Origin of the sequence: Priestia sp. SIMBA_032 (genome assembly GCF_046535215.1) — a bacterium.
Lineage (GTDB): Bacteria > Bacillota > Bacilli > Bacillales > Bacillaceae_H > Priestia > Priestia aryabhattai.
Genome location: NZ_JAWRXD010000003.1, coordinates 163350 through 183139, shown reverse-complemented (window position 1 = coordinate 183139; position 19790 = coordinate 163350). Strand labels below are relative to the sequence as shown.

Genomic DNA, 19790 nt, shown 5'->3' with positions numbered 1-19790 from the left:
TTATTGCTGTAATTTTTGAGATATTTTTTTCATAATGTGAAAGTATTGATCTCTTTCTTCTTCTGATAAGTGTGAAAGTAAATCTGACCAAAAATCGACACGAGTAGCTTGCAATATTTCGACAACTTTTTCCCCTTTTTCTGTCAACTCTACCCATACGCTTCGGCGGTTTTGCTTTTTATAAATACGATTCACAAGCTCATCATCTTCTAATTGATTTAATACAATGGTGATAGCACCGGGTGAGAGCCCAAGTACTTTTGTGATATCGCTAACAATACAGCTTTTTTTATCGTGAATAGTCTTTAAGATTGCCTCTTTTGTTGAAGTTAAATGGTAGGGAAGCAAATCATATTTCTCACCGATTACGGTGTTTTTATATTTTAAAAGAGCTTCTTTTACATGATCTATACTTTCTAGCTGATGACTAATCTCTTCTTTGCTATAACGTTCAGTCAAGCGTAAATCCTCCTCATAAAACAAATTCCATTTTTACCATTATACCATGTATAATGCCCATAGAAAAATGAACAACATCGCGAAAATTGTCAGAAAAATTTAAAAATAGTTACCATAATTCGTTAAAAAATCCTTGTTTTCGTGCTATTATATATAAGAATAGTAATATTAGGAAACGTATACAACATATGTTTTCTGGAAAATGGGGTCTATGAACATCAATCCGCTTTATCTCATGTGTTGAACAAAGAAAAAAATATAAAAAATGGTGATTATTCACTTTGACGTATCGTCTTTTAGACGATGTTTGTATAAAATGAATGTATACATATTTTTATAGAAAAAACATATTGAGGTAAAGCCGAGATATGGGGGGATTCAATTACATGAAGAAAGTCTTAGGGGCGCTTTTGCTTGGCGCGACAATTGTTAGTGCGTTTATTGCGTACGGGATGTACACAAATCATTCTGCAAAGCAAACAGCTGCGATAGAACAAAAACAAGCGGCTAAAAAACCAGAAAAAAAGGTTGAGAAAAAGAAAAAGCCAGTCCTTAAAGTTGAAGAACTGACGTATCAGTTAAAAGATTCCCGTACAGGAGAAGTAATGAAAGAATTCAAGCCGGTTCATTACAAGGATAAAGGTGTATATGATCAAGAAATTAAACAGTTAGCTTCTGAGCTGGCAAAAGGGATTGATACACCTATGCAAAACATAAAAATAGATGAAAATGGATCGTTGACTGGCGGGTCCAAGCAAATCATCTTAAAAGAAGCAGAACTTGTTAAAAATCTGCAGAACTTAAATACGAAACAACTGAATGTAAAGGTTCCGATTTACGAAACCGCTCCAAATGTAACGGCAGCATCTGCTCAGGGAATCGCTGATGTATCGCTAGCTTCGTATTCTACACGTTTTCGTCCAAGTGATACAAGCAGAAACAGAAATGTTCAGCTATCAGCAGAAGCAATTAACAACGTTGTGTTAGGACCAGGAGATTCATTTTCTTATAATCAAACAGTTGGGGAGCGCACAGCAGAAAGAGGCTATCAGCCTGCTCCTGAAATTATCAATAAACAGCTGGTGATGGGAATTGGCGGAGGTATTTGTCAAACATCTTCTACGTTATTTAATGCTATTGACGGCGCTGGTCTTCAAGTGACAGCTAGGTCCCACCATTCAAAACATGTAGGTTATGTACCGGCAGGAAGAGATGCAACCGTATCGTGGGGAGGACCTGATTTTAAGTTCACAAACAACAAAGATTATCCTGTCATCATTAAAGCATACGCAAATGTAAATACCGGTGTTTTAACGGTAGATGTTCGTACTTCACAGCGTTCCATCTAATAAAAAAAGACGTATCTGTTAGGATACGTCTTTTTTTCATTTATTATGCTTGTTGTTGCTCGCGTTCACGAAGTTCCACACGTCGAATTTTACCTGAATTAGTTTTTGGTAATTCATCAATAAATTCAATTACGCGAGGATACTTATAAGGTGCAGTAAGAGTTTTTACGTGATTTTGCAGCTCTTTAATAAACCCTGCATCTGTTGCTTTTACATGATCAACAAGAACCACATACGCTTTTACAACATGGCCGCGATCAGCATCTGGGCTAGCTACAACGGCACATTCTTTAACCGCTGGATGCTTAATTAACGCATCTTCAACTTCAAACGGTCCAATTGTATAGCCGGAACTGATAATAATATCATCTCCGCGTCCTTGGAACCAGTAATAGTTCTCTTCATCTTTAGAAGCTCGGTCACCTGTTAAATAGTAGTTTCCTTTATACGTTTTCTCAGTGCGTTCCATGTCTTTATAGTAGTGCTTGAAAAGAGAAGGGAGGTCCCTACGAACGGCAATGTCTCCAACTTCTCCAGGCTTACAAGGTTCGCCATCTTCATTAATGATTTCTACAAACCCTTCAAGCATCGGTTTACCCATTGAACCAATCTTCGTTTTTACACCTTTTAAGGTACCAATCAAAAGGGTATTTTCCGTTTGACCGTATCCATCACGTACTTGGATATTAAAATATTTTTTAAACACATTAATTACTTCTTCGTTTAGCGGTTCTCCGGCAGATACAGCGCTATGAAGGTGAGACAGGTCAAAACGTTCAAGCTCATCAATTTTAGCCATAAAGCGATACTCTGTTGGCGTGCAGCACAATACATTTACTTTTTCATCCTGTAAAATTTCTAAAAACTTTTTAGGTTCAAAACGTCCGTTATAGATAATGCCTGTTGCACCTTGTCCAAGTACAGATAAAAACGGAGTCCAAATCCATTTCTGCCAACCAGGACCTGCTGTTGCCCAGACTGTATCGCCTTTTTTAATGTCTAACCATTCAGCAGCAGCGATACGAAGGTGAGCATAAGCCCATCCATGAGTATGAACAACGCCTTTTGGCTGTCCTGTTGTACCAGACGTATAAGGAAGAAATGCCGTATCATCCTTAGTTGTTTTAGCTGCTTGGAACTGTTCTGATGCATTCTGAGTCAGTGCTTCTAAACGAGTCCATGACGTCTCATCAGCGCCAAACGTAATTTTATGTTGTAGAGAAGTAGGGAAGTTTTCAATCTTATCGATCTCATTGCAGAAAGGATGGTAAGAAATAATCGCTTTTGCTTCAGCGTGATGTAAACGATATTGGATATCTTTTGCGCGTAATAGTTCTGAAGAAGGAATTACAATAATACCTGCTTTTAAACATGCTAAGTAAATAGCATACGATTCAATAAGGCGAGGCGCAATAACCAACACATGATCGCCTTTTGTTAAGCCTAGATCCGTTAACCCGTTTGCTACTTTGTTTGCTTTTGCTAACAGCTGGTTATATGTAATTTCCTCACGCACACCGTCAGTGTCCTGCCACTTTAGCGCAAGCTGATCGGATGCATGTTTTTCAATTTCCTCTGTTAAGTTGTAATGTTCACTTGGAACTAAATCTTTTAGTTGAATCATAAAAACGACTCCTTATATTATAGATATCAATGATTTTTATCATTACTATTATTATATTACTAACTATTAGTACTTGCTACTAATTTGTTTTGGGTTTTAGTAAAAAAGCAAAAAAAGACCCGCTTGTCTTATTACGACAGCGGGTATAACGTATGTTATTTAAATAAGCTCCATTTTGTATGAATAGGTACTAGCTCTTCTTCAGACTCGTCCTCTTCGTATAAACCACGTTCTTTTAAATACTCCACAAAATATAAGTCTGCTTCCTTACGTTCATCATAAGGCTTAATCGATAAAACAAACCCTACTTTATGCTGATCTTCATTTTCAACGCCTGAGAGATACGCTTTTACATTATGCTGCAAGAACAGCTCTTTAGCGGGAATAATTAAATCTTTGACGAACTTTGACAGTAATTCTAGCTCAAAGTCGAAGGTGAACTTAGCAATTTTTTCTAGATCTGCAAATACCACGCCGATAAAACTCGTATTATGTATTTCGTAATCCTTCGTTTTTTCATCCCATTCAATATGTCCGATTTCCTTTAAGTAATTAATAAAATACCCAATGCCTTCATCGCGGCCAAAAGATTGTTTAGAAAGAACCAAACCGATCTTTTTGTACTTAGGCAGATACACGCATGAGATAGCGGCTTCAACTTTATGCTGTTGAAATAAGTGCGTTGCCCCTTGCAGCAAGGCATCTAAGACATGATGGGTAATTTTCATTTGCTTACGAGGAAAATGATATTCGTTGCGTGCTAATTCATCTGTATCAGCAAACGTTGCTCCAATAAAGCCTGTATTGGATAGGGTAGGAGGGAGCTTCTTTCTTTTTCTTTTTCGTACCGTCATTCAAAAACACTCCTTGTGATCATCAATACGATAAAAAACAAAACGAACATACGTTCTTATCTAATGATACAAAAAATGTGTCGAAAAGTAAAGAGAAGTTAACGGAGAATTTTTAATTTTATAATAAAAGTAACTAATAATTGTAAAACGTAGCGGTCGTTAGATATTGGAGAGGAGAGAGGGAGCAAAAAAATAAAAGGCTGCAGATGAAAAGCATCCACAGCCTTTTATATATTCATTAACGAGCTTCTGTTAAAGCTACCATATCTTCATCATCTAAATCGATATCTACGTGACAATCCATTGTGTGAATTGTTTTATCTTCATGATTTCCATAATAAATTGTAATGTTCATGAGTATCGCTCCTTTAAAACTGGATAATGACATCCAATTTATACCGTCATCTATTTGTTTAATATTATACCCGATGAAAAAGGAAACTACAACTAAAATCACTAAAAAGCTGATAGGAAAGGGGTTTACTGCGATTTTAATAAAGAATCCGACAGAATAAATATACCTATAATCGTATTTTATTACAAAAAATACGAGGTTTTAACTTTTCTAAATGAATAAAAATCCATTTAATGCAAACATATGTACTAAATGAAAAATATACGTTCGGTAGCAAATAAATCCTTAAGATATTAAACGCAAACAAATTTCATCGTTTTGCAAAGAGTTCATTGAGAATACGATGAGAAAAAATAAATGAGTGTAAAATTTATTTTCTATAAGTAAACTCATTCATTTCCCAAAATCTCTAAATATAATCTAAACATAAACCGAACTGATCAATCCTAAAAATAAACTGGCAAAATTCATATGTATTTCTATAAAATCATATCTACAATTGTTCAATTAGAACAAATCTTATGGATAATTAGTTTAGTGAGTCGATTGAGATAAACATAAATCCTATCTCATTTTTAAATTTCATCTCACTATCATAAGTATACTTTTATATTGAGACGAAATTTGTATTTTACTTATTGGTTCCTAGAATATATATTATGTAAACTAGAAAAAGAAATAAAATCGTTTGGTTCTCCCTTGCTCTTAGATCCTTGGAATACATATCACCTATTGCGCTTTGTCTTGGTTACTCGTTTGCTTGCTTTAAGGCTTTATCAAGAATTCCTATAAGAAAATAATCGCTCACTTGATTTGGATGACCTTACATCTTCAAGTGTACATCGTTTTGTATAGAATTAAGTAATTAATCATCGAAACGTTACAACGTCGTATATCAAGCCACTTAGGCAATATTGCTTAAAAGAAAATTATATGAAGTCAGACTTCACTGCTAATATCCAAGCGCCAAAATCAGACAAAGAGCTTCCTGTTTATATGTCCTTCGAAGAGCTTCAAAAACTTTTCCGCTAACTAGAAACTGATAAGCGTCCCCTTGCCTTTTGAAATAATCCATTGTTACCCTCGACATTTGGGATTTATTGGTTCTTCCTCTTTCACACCTATTCCCTTATAATAACCTGTTAGAGAGAGGAGCATAGAATATGGCAGATGTAAAACAATTTATCTTTTTTGATTTTGAAATGCTGTGTTCAAACAAAGGAATGCCGTTTGAAGATATGGAAGCAATTCGGCTCGGCGCGGTGAAGTACAATATCGAGACAGAAGACATTGAGTTTTTTGATCGTTATATTCAACCTACAAAAAGAGTGTCCTTAAGCCGCTTTTGTAAAGAGTTAACCGGTATTAAAGATACTGATTTAGTCGGTGCAAGTAATTTTAAAAATGTTTTTGAAGACTTTTTAACCTGGATTGGTGGAATTAAAAAATCCCGTTTTTTCTCCTGGTCTACCAGCGATTTATCACGTTTAAAAATAGATGCGGCGAAGCACGAAATCTCTCTTGCTACTATAAAGAAAATAGAACAGCGTTATGTTGATTTTCAAGCAATTTTTACAAAGCGTGTTTCTAAAAATAACGTATCAGTAGAAAATGGGTTAGCTTTATATAATTTGCAGTTTGAGGGTAAAAAGCACAATCCGATGTATGATGCGTATAACACTCTTCGTATATACCTAAGCTTTTTGAACGAACCAGTGCAGTCTGATTTCATTATGATAAAGCAATTTATTCTGGAAGAAGTACCGCAGAACATTAAAGAAATGAATGCAGCGCTTAGAACTACCATACAAAAAGACCTCCACATATTTGCGGAAGAGTTAAATGAAATGTATAAAATGAAAGATGCGGTAAAAATTATAAAGAGAACTCAAAGAATCGTTAAAAAATACGAAAATATTCTTATCAATCGCTCTGGTATGTTTTCAGAGGAAAATAGTTTTTATGTCGGTCTTTTACTGGATTTTTATCATAATTTGTTGCTTTGTTATAATGAACATCTCGAATATTCATCGAAAATTATCATTTTAGATGAGAGCACTCTACACCCTTTAAACCAGCTTTCTTTAAAGAGAGGATGAAAATCCGTTCTCTTTGGTACATAATTTAGCTGTTTCCTTATCCCCTTGTTCCTGTTCATTCCTTAAACTCTCAGGAACGTAATCATCATTATAATCTTCCATTATTAATAATAAAGTTTTAGGCCTTAATTAGGTCTAAATAAGTGTACCTACTACGGAATTATGTATTTTAAACTAATTAAAAAGCAGACGCAATTGGTCTGCTTATAATACTAGCTATCCTGCTATCCTAACAGTCTGATTTTAGCTTTTGTGATTATTATTGGATTTTTTTACCACTTAATACATTGCAGATAATCTAAACGGTTTATCAATTTTAATGTTTCACAACAGTTACATATGTAACTTTACTTACATTATTCAAAGCATCTTTAGCAGTTACGTTTAATTTAGTTCCTTTTTTCTGTATAGGGATACTAACAGAGAATGATCCCTTTGAATTTGCTTTTGCATACCCAATTCTATTCTTCCCTATATTAACAGTTACGGTAGAGTTAGCTTCTGCTTTTCCTGTCACAACCTTATCATTATCATCTACTTTATTAACTGCCGGCTTGTTTGGTGGAGTAACATCAGCCTTTACAACTGTGATATAGGTAAGTTTACTTACATTTCCCGCACTATCTTTAGCAGTTACATTCAGCGTAGTGCCTGCTTTTTGAACTGGAATACTAACAGAGAATGATCCCTTTGAACTTGCCTTTGCATACCCAATTCGTTTTTTACCTACATTAACAGTTACAGTTGAACCTGCTTCCGCTTTACCAGTTATAACTTTATCGTTATTGTCTACTTTATTAACAGTAGGTTTATTTGGCGCAACAGTATCTTTGTCAGCTTCAAATTGAGTAGAGATTCCATATATAGCATCATAATCATTTCCGTTTAGATCTAAAACAGGTATGTAATACGCGCCCGCTTTATTAACTTTATATCCTTGCACTTCCACTCCATCATCATATTCAGAACCTAAGTATTCTAAATAACCATGATCTTGATATTCATATTCAGTTGCTAAAAATAGTAAATCGATATTGGAAGTAGTATCTGTTCCACCCGCTACTAGTAAAGTCCCTTTTCCAGATACGTTCACCTTATAAAAATCTATATCAAGAGTATCGTCGAATTGTCCAAATGTTACTCTCTCGTTTAGTAGTGTATCTGCTATTTTGAAATCATCATTAGGCTCACTTTCATACATTGGCTGACCACTACTGCCCTTAATACTTGCACTTGGTGCATTAAATTTTTTCGTAGAAAAACCTTTAGGTGTTTCTAATGTAATTAAAGTTTGTTCTTTAATTTCTCTTAGCGCATAGGGATTAATAACATTATGATTTAACGGCTTATCAGATTTCAATCGGCTTTCAATTGTTTTCTTTGAAGACTCATAGTTATTTTCAGCTGCTTGAGTTGTGCTTACTGATAATGAGGAAGCTAGTAAACCTACAGATAATAATGAGATGATACCCTTTTTCTTCATTTGATCTCTCCCTTAACCATATGTGATTACTTTATAACTACGACTATGATACTACTTAATTTTTAACATAACCATATAATTCTATATTCAAATTCCGACAAAAAAAGACAGCCATTTTTAATGGGGCTGTCTTCCTCTAAATCTTTTACTATTTTTATATCTGTGGAGGAAAAGATGTTTAGTTTTATAATGTACTTTCTCTTTACGAAAGTGAAATGAACTATAAAATGAAGCATAGATAAATAATATATCGATTGTATTTAAGAGTGTCAGTATCTAACATTTTTTGTTCTTTTGAAAGATAGAGAAAAAACTTTTCTATACGTTAGTTACTACGTTTTAATTTTTGAAAAATCCATTTTATCACAATTTATAATCAGCAGGAATTAAAATCCCAAAAGTATATATAATAGCTACTTTTGAGGTTTTGTATCGATCTTTTTATGTTTAATAAACAGATTATTTTATTAGTAACCATCTACCGTAACATCAGTAATGGACCCATCACTAGGACTTACTTGATACCAACCTTGTGTAGCTGTATGCTCCTCTCCTGTTTCTTCATTATCCACAACATTTTCATAAACATGGATAATATAGTTTCCTGAATCGTCAACGTGATCATATGTTACAAAGAGAGGTGAATCTTCAGATATGCCTTGCTGATCACGAACTAGCTGGATAGCTTGCTCTTGGGAAACTGTTTGTTCGGCTGGTTCTTCTTCCTCAAGAGCTTCTGTATCTTCTTCTCGCTCTGATTCCGATTCTGTTTGCGCCTCATCTTCTAAAGAAGCATCAGCATCAGCTTCTTCCTCATCCGCTTTGGCCCGAGCTTCCTCTTCCTCCTGCTGTTTCTTTTCTTCTTCTGCTAAACGTTCTTCTTCCGCTTTACGATCAGCTTCTGCCTGAGCTTCAGCTTCTGCATCAGCCTTGGCCTGCGCCTCTTCCTCTTTTTGTCGGTCTTCTTCTAGCTGCGCATAGTAATCATCTAATTCCTTTTCCATTTGCTGCTGTTCAAGGTCTGATAATTGCTTTTGTTGTTCTTGTATTTGGTTTTGAAGCAAAGCAATTTGTTTTTCTGAAGCATTATCAACAAAATTGATGTTTTCTACATAATCACCACTGGCGTCAAAATTAACTTCCATCATACAAAAAACATTTTGCTCTTGATTAATGCCATAGTAAATATACTGATTGTCACCTACTTGGATATACTGATAACCATTCATTACGTTTAATAAGTAATCGCGATCAGCTTCTTTGGAATTAACTGCTTTTTTAATGGTTGATGCTTTTGTTTGTAATGTATTCGGCGATGATTTTTTTACAGCCGTTTTATTGCCATTTTCTTTCGTATGAACCGCTGTTGATTTCTCTATAGGCTCTTCTTTTTGAGATACAGTTTCACTGGACTCATCGCTACAGGCTGCTAGCAATATAGCTAATAATGGAACACCAAAAGCAACTTTCAACATTTTCATAGACTATTATCCCCTTTTTTTATCTTTTTTTAGGTTTTACATAATTCTAAAGGACTATAAAACCTTAGGGATTATTATACCAAAATTAAGAAAATATAAGAATATTTTCTTGTTTTATTTATGGAATTTTTTGAAAAATTATCTTTTTATGCATAAAAAAACACAAAGCCATATACCTTTTTCAGAACACGGCTTTGTGTTTTCGTAACAAATGTTAATGATGAAATCCATTGTCGTACTTCGTGTCTTTAAGAACAGGTCTATCCAACGAGTTAAGAAATTCAACGGCTTGTTTGAAATTAACCATAAATAAATGAGCAAGGTCTCTTGAAAATCCATTTCTAACGACAATACGCATGATTGTTATTTCTTCCATGTCTGCTGGTAGTGGATAAGCAGGCACTTGCCATCCATACGTACGCAGTTGTCTAGACAAGTCATAAAGAGTCCAGTTTGGTGTGTATCCTTCTTTTAGTTTCCAAGCAAGGACGGGGATGTCTGAACCATCGGCGATAATTTCGAATGCTTCCATTTCTCCAATTTCTTTGCTTAGAAACAAGGCGTTTTCTTGTGAAGTTTTTTGTACGGCATAATAGCCGTCTTTCCCTAAACGTAAGAAATTGTAGTACTGTAAAAGAACTTGTGCTCCTGGTCTAGAAAAGTTGAGCGCAAAAGTTGGCATGTTGCCTCCTAAATAAGAAACGCGGAAAATAAGATCTTCAGGCAAGTCCTCTTTTTCTCTCCAAATCACCCAACCTAAACCAGGATAAACTAAACCATACTTGTGTCCTGACACGTTAATGGACTTTACTCGCGGCAAGCGGAAATCCCAGATAAGGTCTGGTTGAAGAAATGGAGCGATAAAACCTCCAGAAGCGGCATCTACATGGATAGGAATATCCAACCCTGTTTTTTCTTGTAACTCATCTAATGCTTTTGCGATAGCGGCAATTGGTTCGTAAACTCCTGTATACGTCACTCCAAGAATCGGTACAACACCAATTGTATTTTCGTCAACCGCATTAATGACGCCTTCTGCATCTAAATAAGGATGATCTGCATTAATGCTCACATAACGAGGCTCTACGTCCCAATAGTTTGCGAACTTTTCCCACACTACTTGAACGGATGAACTAAATACAATGTTCGGCCGGTCTGTTGATAGCCCTTTACTTTTACGCAGTTTTTGCCAGCGTCTTTTTAACGCTAGCCCGCCAAGCATACAAGCTTCAGATGAACCTGTAGTAGAAACGCCCATCGTTGTATCAGGATTAGGTGAATTCCACAAATCCGCTAAAATACGTACGCATCTCTCTTCAATAGCCGCTGTTTGCGGATACTCATCTTTATCAATCATATTCTTATCAAAAGATTCGCCGTACAAACGCTTTGCATCAGGTTCCATCCAAGTAGTAACAAACGTAGCTAAATTTAAACGGGCATTTCCGTCTAAAGCAATTTCATCATGAATGATTTGATAAGCTGTTTCTGGAAGCATACCTTGATCACTGATACGCAGCCTTGGAATCGTCACTTCTCCTTGTCGAGAAAAAAGCGGATTAACAGGAAATTCATCAGGTAAATTTTTTTGTTCACGATGCGGATGCCATTGAGGCATAAAGTATCATCTCCTTATGTATATCTAACAAACTGCTTTACGTTCACCTGGTGTTATAACAAGCAGGTCTCCTTTACACATTATGAGCTTTGAAGACTATTTTCATTCTTTCCATTATCCGCAGCACATAAGGGTGATCTTTATTTAGTGATACTCATAAAAATCTGCTTGGCACAACTCAAAGGGTGAAAAATATGGTAATATATTCTAAAGGAGGTTTTTAAATGGAGAAACAAGGGATTATCTTGCAAGACAAGTTTTTCGAGTTAGGTGAATCTCCTATTTATAATGAATCACAAGACGTCATTGGAAATGTCGCATATAAGTTATCTATTGCTAATAAATTTGAGATTTTAAAGGACGAAGAAATTATATTTACAGGTAAATCTAAAATGTTTGCCCTTATGCCGAAGCTGATTATTTCTGATCACCACGGAAATGAAGTTGGCATGATTCAGCGAAAATTTACTTTTTTTAAAAAGAAGTATCTTTATATCAGAAACGATGGCGATACATATGAAATTACGGGGAATATAACAGATCGCAGATTCGACGTTCTGCGTTCCGGCGTTCCTATTATTCAAGTCCGTACACTCTCTTCTTTTCTGTCATTACGTCCCCACACGTTTGCTTTAGAATTTCTTGAACCTGATCTTGATAAGTGGGAAGGAATTGCAGTGGTACAAGGCGTAAGGATGATGGTCAAAGACGAAAACAGCAGTACAGCTAATGCTACGGCTCAATAGTGGTTATGTGATATAAAAAAACGAACAAACTTTATATGGAAGTTTGTTCGTTTTTTAATTAAGGGCCGAATACTAACGTACCGATGACGTGATAGCCAATTGGTACAAGAAACAAGATGATATTTAAAATAATCGCCCATAGACAGAGCTTGTCTTTTTTTATAAAAAAACCAATAATTGCAGGAACAATCATCAGCGGAACTAAAAAGATAGGTGCGATAATAGGCAGTCCTTGAAGCTTTTCGGCCGCAATAAGCCCTGTGAAAAAGTTAAGGATCAATAAAGTATTAATAATGACATATAAAAGTGAAATTCCTCCAAGAACGCCGCCTATTATCCCGCTTTTAGTTGTTTTAACAGTAGCATCCACGTTTCTATCACCTCTTTTTTAGAAATATAAGTAAACTATACTATAATGTGGATTTTATTGTAAAGGTATAGAGAAAACAACTGATAAAAGCCCCTGACAAAAAAAGTACTGTAGCAATTGCTACAGTACTTTTATAAACAGTGCATTTTTTCCTCTGCTTCTTTCCAAGGAACCGTATAGCCTTGTCCTTTTGCGCAAAAGACGGATGATGAGCTGTATTCGGGATCCGCCTCTTTATTGTAGCGGATTCGTTCAATAACTTCTTCTTCATTATGACAGCGTTCATACCCTCCGAATAATAGAGACATCGCTCCTTTTCCATGCGTAAAAGATGCTAGCGTCGAACCGTAGTTCATAAAAGTAGCAACAGGAACTTTGCCTGTAATAATCGCTTTATTTTCAATTGTTACAGGAGAATCAAAGCGGCCGTGTGCGCTTTGAACATCAGCTAATACTCTTCCCATTTGATCAATATCTACTTTAATTTTAAAGTCATAATACGGTTCCAGCACAATATTTTCTGCTTTTTCTAACCCTTGTCGCAGTGCACGGTAGGTTGCTTCTCTAAAATCTCCTCCGCTTGTATGCTTGTTGTGAGCTCGTCCAGTACATAACGTCACTTTTAAATCAGTAATAGGCGACCCCGTCAGCAAACCGTGATGCGGCTTTTCAAATATATGCTGACGGACTAGGTTTTGATACCCAATGGATAAATCATCAGCGTGACAAGCATTTTCAAAGGTAATTCCGCTGTTTCGTTCCGCTTCCTCTATTTTCAAATGAACTTCTGCATAGTGTTTCAACGGTTCAAAATGCCCGTAGCCCATCACTGTATTTTGAATGGATTCTTTGTACAAAATTTCTGGTTCTTCAAACTGTACGTTTATATTAAAACGTTCTTTTATCAGTTTTTCGAGGACTTCAAGCTGAATGGCTCCCATCACATGAATATGAAGCTCTTGAGTCCTTTCTTCCCACGTCACATGTAAAGAAGGGTCTTCAGCATCTAATAATTGAAAAAGTTTAATTCCTTCTTTTGGATGAACAGAAGGATCAAAAACAACTTTTGATTTTAACGTAGGTAAAAGTTCGTAGGAGCAGCTTTCTTTTAACGTTCCAAGACCGTCTCCAATCGATGGTGAAGACAACCCCGTAACCGCAAAAAGTTCGCCGGCTGAACCTTCATTAACGTTTTTAAATGTGTTTCCGTTATAAGCACGAATTTGAGTGATTTTTTCTTCGTATAGCTCTCTGTTTTTTTCATAAGACACTTCATCACGCACTTGCAGTGTCCCACTCAGAGCTTTGATAAACGTGATGCGCATTCCATTTTCATCGTGTCGGATTTTATATACACGCCCTGAAAATGCTTCTTCCTGTGAGTAATGAGTTTCTGTTAGCAAATCGAGCTTTTCTAAAAAACTTTCAATGCCGATATCTTGTAAAGCTGATCCACAAGCACACGGGAAAAGCTGATTGGTTTGAATAAGCTTTTGCATAGCCGCTCTCCAATAGGCTTGATCATTCTTGCCTTCCATAAATGCATCTAAAAGCTCTTCATCTTTTTCAGCTGTAAATTCAATAAGATCCTCACTTAACGAGCCATCTATAAGCTCTGACGTTATGTCAAAAACATCGGGGGTTAAGTTATGTTTAATATCGTTTATAACACGTTCAGGATCTGCTCCTACACGATCGATTTTATTGATGAAAAAGAATACGGGCACACGATGTTTTTGAAGCAGCTGCCAAACGGTTTCTGTATGGCCTTGGACTCCTTCTACTGCACTTAAGATAACAATCGCATAGTCCATCACTTGAATAGAACGTTCCATTTCAGGTGAAAAATCGACGTGGCCCGGCGTATCAATTAAATAGTAAGTAGAACCGTTATATGAAAAAGTTCCTTGATCGGCAAATACCGTAATTCCTCGTTCTTTCTCAATCGTATGGGTATCAAGAAAGGAATCTTTGTGGTCGACTCTTCCTCGGTGTTTAATACTTTTGGTATGATAAAGAAGCTGCTCGGAAAACGTAGTCTTCCCTGCATCCACGTGTGCTACGATACCAATCGTTTTGTTAGATTGTTTCATTGTTAAATACCACCTTACTGCTGTATGTATAGCTGTTACTCCCTATTTTATAATAATCGTAAGAAAAAGTGGACGACAAAGGCCTAGAGCCGCTCATGTCAAAAAAAGAATGCGTGATTAAACATCGCATTCCTTTTTTGTACGGCGTTTGGTATCTTTTTTGCTTTTTGCTATAAAAATAGCTGCTATAAGTCACCCAATTCCAGCTAAATGCATGATGTTATTACCTGTCGCGCCTAGACTGTTACTAGTCACCCCAACTAAAATGCTGCCAAATATAATCAATAAAACAGCAAACATGAACTTCAATTTCTTCACTCTCCGTTAGTATGATAAGTTATTAAATATGATTTGCATACGGATCATATAAACCAGTAAGTAATAATAGACCTGCTGATAAAATCAATGTTCCTGCGATTAACAAACTGTTGCTACATACCTTTTTTCTCTTTTTGCGTAAAAACATTCCTGATATAAGAAATAGTGGTACGACAGATAGTAGAATCAATCCTATACCAATATTCAATATTTCTTTCACTCCCTTACAAATGTATTCATTACCATCTAGTTAACCATAATATTATTATGAAAATAATATTACGAATTCAAATGTTCATGGCGCCATATTCTAATTGATTTATATGTTATCATACATAATTTGTTAAAAATATATCTTTTCATCTTTCCCAATCAAAAAGCAGCCTCTTTACTAAGAGGCTGCTTTTTTAATGACAACTGATAAACCCTGATTAAGAAGCTTTTTTTAATTGTTCTTTTTGTTTACTTTGATAAGAAGAAAAATAAATAAGGCCTACAAATACAGCTCCTCCTATCATATTTCCAATAAAGGTAGGGATAATATTTGCAATAAAATCAATCCATGTAAAGTGACCTGCAAAAATGGCAGCGGGAATAATAAACATATTGGCTACAACGTGCTGAAAGCCAATCGCAACAAATGCCATGATCGGAAACCAAATCCCAAGAATTTTACCCGTAACGTCGTCAGCGCCGTATGAAAGCCAAATAGCTAAACATACAAGCCAGTTGCAGCCCACAGCAGAAATAAGCGTTTTAAAAAACGAATCATCAATTTTAGCTTGAGCAATTGCTACCGTTTTATCTAAAAAAGGCCCCGTTTCTGTTAACCCGACAATATGTCCAAAGAAATACGCGATAAATATGGCTCCTAAAAAGTTAGCAAGCGTAACCCAAAACCAGTTATGAAGCAAGTGACGAAGCGAAATTTTTCTTGCATACAGGGCAATGGAAACAGACATCATATTCCCCGTAATGAGCTCTGCTCCCCCAAGTACGACCAGCATAATACCTACAGGAAAGACGGCTCCTCCTAAAAGATTCGATAAACTTCCCCATTCAGCTGGTAAATTACCAATGACGCGCACATCTAGTAAAAAACCAAGCGCAATAAACGCGCCTCCTAAAAACCCAAGCATTAGAATAGAAGAAAGGGATAACTTCGTCTTTGAAACCCCCGCTTCTAAAGCGATGTTTAACATTTTATCCGGCTTATGAAATGCCATAAAACTCCTCCTTAACTAAAAAAGGCAGCACTCAAAAACACCTTTTACACAAGGTTTTTGAATGCTGCCTAATAATCCTGCACTTTCTTTACAGTATATCAGTCATCATTATCTATAATAAAACTAAATAAAAAACAAGCAGATCCTACTTCTCTTTCATTTAATTAAATTATGTATTTTACGTTGTTCTACTGAATATTGGTTTCAAACACAAATACTGAAACGGCGATATCTTCTTCCACCTTGATATCGGAAAATAAATAGCTCAGCTTAGCTCCTAACAAGTCCTCAAGTCCTTCTGGAGGAGATGAAGCATAAAGGTTTTGAATAAGCTTCGTTCTTGCCATATGTACCGTCTCTTTACCTTCGGTTGTTCTCGCGATAAATTGTTCAGCTGGCGTTAAGTTGCCGTACAAAGTTGAAATAGCCATGTTTTGAACGAATACAGTATGAATTCGTTCTGGACCTTTTCCAAAAAGTTTTTTGCGCAGCTTTCGGATAATATCATTAAAATCATGTATTTTTTTAGACACCGGTGTATGCCTCCGCTTATCTCGAGTATGTCTATCCTGCTCATTCAAGTGTTCAACTAAGAATAAGTTACATTATACATGACGACGTTTACATTGTATACAATGTATCTGTTTTATCATCATTAATCCAAACGATTGCAAAACTTTTACGAAATAAAAAAAATCCTTCACTCATTGAAGTGAAGGATTACCTTTATATCTCTACTTAAAGGTTACAAATGAATTCTTAGTTATCAAAGAAATAACTAAGAACTTTGACAAGATAGTATGTCAAAATAGTCAAGTGGTATGTTTGTACCAGTAGTTAATGCTATCACGTCAAAGTTATGGAATCCACTTAGTTTACTTTCATAATACTTTATTTAATTTAAATATTCTTTTTGGATGGGTAACCTTTAATCTTCATCACGATCTGCTCTAAATTCATCATCAGATAATGAATTTAGTTGATGGCTAAGCTTTTCGTAGTTATCTTGTTTTTGGTTTTGTTGTACATCATTAGATATAGAAGCTTCGCTAGAAACAGTAGATTTTTTTCTAGTCTCTTCGCCTCCGCTAATTCCAAACCCAACATTGTTATCTGTCATCGGATTCACCTCTTTAACTGTTATTATGGAGAATCGCTCTAAAAAAATAACAGGAAACAAAAGGGATTCCCACTTAGCTAATAGCGGTCCAAGCTTACTTACACCAAATCGTATTTAAATAAGGAAATGACCTGCTTTAACCCCATAGGCAATACCAACAAAAAAACTTGCTATACCTAGTGTTTGACTTTTACATACATACTTTATAGTTAAGCCTGGAATCAGACCCCATATGATGATGAAAATAGCGAACGATACTATAATAGAAGACCATGCATCTTGCCCTGATATACTTATACCTTGCATAAACGTTTCTCCTTTCAGTACTTATATCGGGAGAACATAAATTTTTTATAGTATCTTATAATACGAACTAAAAAATTCAAGTGACCTGTCCATATATGCTTTTACAGCAAATGGCGGCGTTCAAGCTCGATTGTTTTTGGTTTTTGCCATATTAATACCCCTGCCGCTACGTACATAAACGAAGTGATGTAAAAAAGGCTGCCGATTGTAAGAAAATCAATGATATACCCTGTTGCAATCACGGCTAAAGCTGCCCATATAGAGGTCCATAAATGATAGTGTCCTACTTGTTTTCCCGTATGAGCACGATCTGTCTGCCTAGATAACGCTATTTTTTCTGCTGTTTTTTGAAGAGCTCCAAGTAGCCCCATTATAACTTGAATGATATACACCTGCGTAATAGTTGATAGAACGGGAATCACAAGCATAACAACTGCCATCCCAAACGTATATAAAAGAAGCAAGCGCTTTTCTCCTACTCTGTCACTCCATGAACCGATTAAAGGGTGACTTAAAGCTGCGGTTAAAGCGAAAATTCCGTAAGCTAAGCCAAATTGTGAATAACTATCGCCAAGATTTCGAAGCAGTAAAAGATAAAAGGGAAAAGCAATACTGCTTGCGGTAATCATTAGGCTTTGTGAGTGTAAGAGTTGTTTGTACGTCATTTTCCATACTCCTTATAAAATAAATTAACGAACGTTTCGTTCCGATCATATTTTCTTTTTAAATTAAAAAAGGCGGCTGTATGAGGGTAAGCCTCTTCTAATTGCTTCTTGCTTGGGTAGCCGTAATAAGGCAAGTAATAGCTTCCCTGATGCTGAAGCGTCACATCCACCATTTTTCTGACAACTCTTTGTGTATCAGAAATGCCTTGATGGTCTTTTTTCTGGTTAATAAGTAAAACGAGAGCAAACATATCGTCTTTTGCATAAGACATGACTGCTTTATTGTCTTTTTCTACATAGCGAACAGTAATGTTCAGTAAATTAAATTTCTCAGTTGCTAACACTTCGCGTAAATCATCGATGTAAGAAGCAAATTCATCCACCGGAACGAAGTATTCCTGTAAAACTTCCGTCCGGCTAGCACTTTCGTATTCCATAAAATCACTTTCAGAACGCATAACATTATTTCTTGTTTCAAGCCGTCCATTTTGTTTTAAGAAATAAGCCTTTTGTGTTTCCCACAGCATATCTTTTCCCCAGTTGCTGTACCGAGACAGTCCTAGCATAAATTTAGGAAGCGCCACTATTTTTTCTGTTTTGAGCGGTTCGTTTACAGTAGAAGTATTTTGAGAAGATAAACGGTAGTTTGTGACGTACATATCTGTTAGCAATTGATTAGGAGAAACAGAAATACGCGCCATATGCATACGAACGTCAGGGTTCTGCTGTACGTAGTTTTTAAAATACGCTGTATACTGTCTATAATCTAAATGGATAATTTCATCTTCGTACCATTCATCGTCCGTCAAACGAAGCGTCACATCTAAAATGACCCCAAATAACCCGTAACCTCCGTTTACTAAAGAAAACAGCTCAGGGTGTTTTGTCCGGCTAATTTCGATAATAGATCCGTCCGCCTGTAGGAGATGCATAGATTTGACCGTATCCATTAAAGAACCGTATCGAATATCTCTGCCGTGTCCGTTCACGCTAATAGAACCTCCAACGGTAAAAATATTTTGTGATTGCATAACTTTAAGAGAAAGGCCGTCCTTATGTATATATTGCTGAATATCATTCCACGTTGTCCCGCTTTGAACCGTAATTTCTTTTTGACTGGGCTTGTAATCTATAATTTTATTGTACTGCTTCATATCAAGTAAAATAGCATTCGGATAGTACGTCTGCCCTCCTTGACTGTGCTGCATGCCTGAAATCGCTATTTTTTCATGATGCTGTGAAGCGGTTTTCACCCAATTTTTCAACTGTTTTTCAGTGGTTCCATGCTTTATTTCTTTGACTTTTGTAGGAAGAAGCTGAGCAACATCCTCCGTTACAGGACGGCTTTGCTGCTGTTTATACATATGATAAGAGGTATACGAACCTACTAGATAAATAGATAAAAAAATTCCTAACAACACGTTTTTCTTCATCACAAACTGTAAGCTCCTTTCTTTATTTCTGTGAAATTATACCATATTAAAAGTATAATAACACTAATATAGTGTAAAATTACACTATATTAGTGTTATTTTGAGAAAACATATGAAAAAAACTTGTAATTTAATGTATGTTAACCTTATTGAAACAAAAAAAGAAAAGACCTAGTGTCTTTTCTTTTTTT

General features: G+C 35.8%; 17 protein-coding genes. 3 read left to right on the top strand and 14 right to left on the bottom strand.

Features of this window, described 5'->3' with window-relative positions; translation table 11 throughout:
- The gene (locus SB717_RS11075; protein ID WP_013057155.1) at window positions 1-459 is read right to left on the bottom strand and encodes a MarR family winged helix-turn-helix transcriptional regulator; all 459 of its coding nucleotides are present in this window, start codon (window positions 457-459) and stop codon (window positions 1-3) included.
- Between the two features lie 386 nt (window positions 460-845).
- Here SB717_RS11075 and SB717_RS11070 point away from each other — a divergent pair, with 386 nt between their 5' ends.
- On the top strand, window positions 846-1808 hold the full coding sequence (locus tag SB717_RS11070; protein ID WP_144644979.1) for a VanW family protein: 963 nt from the start codon (window positions 846-848) through the stop codon (window positions 1806-1808).
- A gap of 43 nt (window positions 1809-1851) precedes the next feature.
- On the opposite strand, the gene mbcS is transcribed toward SB717_RS11070, so the two are convergent.
- Together mbcS and SB717_RS11060 are read right to left on the bottom strand one after the other, a co-directional pair.
- Window positions 1852-3432, bottom strand: coding sequence for an acyl-CoA synthetase MbcS (mbcS, locus tag SB717_RS11065; RefSeq protein WP_410903714.1), 1581 nt, complete (start codon window positions 3430-3432; stop codon window positions 1852-1854).
- A 155-nt stretch (window positions 3433-3587) separates the two neighbouring features.
- The gene (locus tag SB717_RS11060; protein WP_410903713.1) at window positions 3588-4286 is read right to left on the bottom strand and encodes a hypothetical protein; all 699 of its coding nucleotides are present in this window, start codon (window positions 4284-4286) and stop codon (window positions 3588-3590) included.
- A gap of 1518 nt (window positions 4287-5804) precedes the next feature.
- Here SB717_RS11060 and SB717_RS11055 point away from each other — a divergent pair.
- On the top strand, window positions 5805-6740 hold the full coding sequence (locus SB717_RS11055) for a 3'-5' exonuclease (protein ID WP_410903712.1): 936 nt from the start codon (window positions 5805-5807) through the stop codon (window positions 6738-6740).
- Between the two features lie 316 nt (window positions 6741-7056).
- Here the strand turns inward: SB717_RS11055 and SB717_RS11050 are convergent, their stop codons facing one another.
- The 3 genes from SB717_RS11050 to gad all read right to left on the bottom strand — a co-directional run bounded on the left by SB717_RS11050 (window position 7057) and on the right by gad (window position 11322).
- Window positions 7057-8223: an Ig-like domain-containing protein gene (locus tag SB717_RS11050; protein WP_410903711.1), complete on the bottom strand. Its 1167-nt coding sequence runs from the start codon at window positions 8221-8223 to the stop codon at window positions 7057-7059.
- Window positions 8224-8690: 467 nt separating this feature from the next.
- Window positions 8691-9704 carry a hypothetical protein gene (locus SB717_RS11045; protein WP_410903710.1) on the bottom strand — a complete coding sequence of 338 codons (1014 nt, stop codon included), beginning with the start codon at window positions 9702-9704 and terminating at the stop codon, window positions 8691-8693.
- 214 nt (window positions 9705-9918) lie between these two features.
- Entirely contained in the window at window positions 9919-11322 is a 1404-nt protein-coding gene (gene gad, locus SB717_RS11040) for a glutamate decarboxylase (RefSeq protein ID WP_410903709.1), read from the bottom strand.
- 224 nt (window positions 11323-11546) lie between these two features.
- On the opposite strand from gad, the gene SB717_RS11035 reads away from it, so the two are divergent.
- Complete coding sequence (locus SB717_RS11035; protein WP_410903708.1) at window positions 11547-12068, top strand: LURP-one-related family protein; 522 nt, start codon at window positions 11547-11549, stop codon at window positions 12066-12068.
- Window positions 12069-12126: 58 nt separating this feature from the next.
- Here the strand turns inward: SB717_RS11035 and SB717_RS11030 are convergent, their stop codons facing one another.
- From SB717_RS11030 to SB717_RS10995, 8 genes are all read right to left on the bottom strand, one after another.
- Window positions 12127-12438: a hypothetical protein gene (locus tag SB717_RS11030; RefSeq protein WP_074681144.1), complete on the bottom strand. Its 312-nt coding sequence runs from the start codon at window positions 12436-12438 to the stop codon at window positions 12127-12129.
- Between the two features lie 131 nt (window positions 12439-12569).
- Window positions 12570-14531 carry a GTP-binding protein gene (locus SB717_RS11025; protein ID WP_410903707.1) on the bottom strand — a complete coding sequence of 654 codons (1962 nt, stop codon included), beginning with the start codon at window positions 14529-14531 and terminating at the stop codon, window positions 12570-12572.
- A gap of 749 nt (window positions 14532-15280) precedes the next feature.
- Window positions 15281-16075, bottom strand: a complete 795-nt coding sequence (locus SB717_RS11020) for a formate/nitrite transporter family protein (protein WP_410903706.1) — start codon at window positions 16073-16075, stop codon at window positions 15281-15283.
- Window positions 16076-16263: 188 nt separating this feature from the next.
- On the bottom strand, window positions 16264-16608 hold the full coding sequence (locus tag SB717_RS11015) for a Na-translocating system protein MpsC family protein (protein ID WP_033579059.1): 345 nt from the start codon (window positions 16606-16608) through the stop codon (window positions 16264-16266).
- Window positions 16609-17003: 395 nt separating this feature from the next.
- Complete coding sequence (locus SB717_RS11010) at window positions 17004-17195, bottom strand: hypothetical protein (protein WP_074681134.1); 192 nt, start codon at window positions 17193-17195, stop codon at window positions 17004-17006.
- Window positions 17196-17309: 114 nt separating this feature from the next.
- Window positions 17310-17501, bottom strand: a complete 192-nt coding sequence (locus tag SB717_RS11005) for a hypothetical protein (RefSeq protein ID WP_025751820.1) — start codon at window positions 17499-17501, stop codon at window positions 17310-17312.
- Window positions 17502-17602: 101 nt separating this feature from the next.
- Entirely contained in the window at window positions 17603-18166 is a 564-nt protein-coding gene (locus tag SB717_RS11000; RefSeq protein WP_410903705.1) for an MFS transporter, read from the bottom strand.
- Complete coding sequence (locus tag SB717_RS10995; protein WP_410903971.1) at window positions 18163-19599, bottom strand: FAD-binding protein; 1437 nt, start codon at window positions 19597-19599, stop codon at window positions 18163-18165. Before SB717_RS10995 ends, SB717_RS11000 begins: the two co-directional genes overlap by 4 nt.
- Between the last annotated feature and the right edge of the window lie 191 nt (window positions 19600-19790).

Coding starts and splice junctions, on each gene's coding strand:
- SB717_RS11010 (WP_074681134.1), bottom strand. CDS start 17,195: ATGACAGATAACAATGTTGGGTTTGGAATTAGCGGAGGCGAAGAGACT.
- SB717_RS11055 (WP_410903712.1), top strand. CDS start 5,805: ATGGCAGATGTAAAACAATTTATCTTTTTTGATTTTGAAATGCTGTGT.
- gad (WP_410903709.1), bottom strand. CDS start 11,322: ATGCCTCAATGGCATCCGCATCGTGAACAAAAAAATTTACCTGATGAA.
- SB717_RS11050 (WP_410903711.1), bottom strand. CDS start 8,223: ATGAAGAAAAAGGGTATCATCTCATTATTATCTGTAGGTTTACTAGCT.
- mbcS (WP_410903714.1), bottom strand. CDS start 3,432: ATGATTCAACTAAAAGATTTAGTTCCAAGTGAACATTACAACTTAACA.
- SB717_RS11060 (WP_410903713.1), bottom strand. CDS start 4,286: ATGACGGTACGAAAAAGAAAAAGAAAGAAGCTCCCTCCTACCCTATCC.
- SB717_RS11005 (WP_025751820.1), bottom strand. CDS start 17,501: ATGCAAGGTATAAGTATATCAGGGCAAGATGCATGGTCTTCTATTATA.
- SB717_RS11025 (WP_410903707.1), bottom strand. CDS start 14,531: ATGAAACAATCTAACAAAACGATTGGTATCGTAGCACACGTGGATGCA.
- SB717_RS11000 (WP_410903705.1), bottom strand. CDS start 18,166: ATGACGTACAAACAACTCTTACACTCACAAAGCCTAATGATTACCGCA.
- SB717_RS10995 (WP_410903971.1), bottom strand. CDS start 19,599: ATGAAGAAAAACGTGTTGTTAGGAATTTTTTTATCTATTTATCTAGTA.
- SB717_RS11070 (WP_144644979.1), top strand. CDS start 846: ATGAAGAAAGTCTTAGGGGCGCTTTTGCTTGGCGCGACAATTGTTAGT.
- SB717_RS11035 (WP_410903708.1), top strand. CDS start 11,547: ATGGAGAAACAAGGGATTATCTTGCAAGACAAGTTTTTCGAGTTAGGT.
- SB717_RS11045 (WP_410903710.1), bottom strand. CDS start 9,704: ATGAAAATGTTGAAAGTTGCTTTTGGTGTTCCATTATTAGCTATATTG.
- SB717_RS11020 (WP_410903706.1), bottom strand. CDS start 16,075: ATGGCATTTCATAAGCCGGATAAAATGTTAAACATCGCTTTAGAAGCG.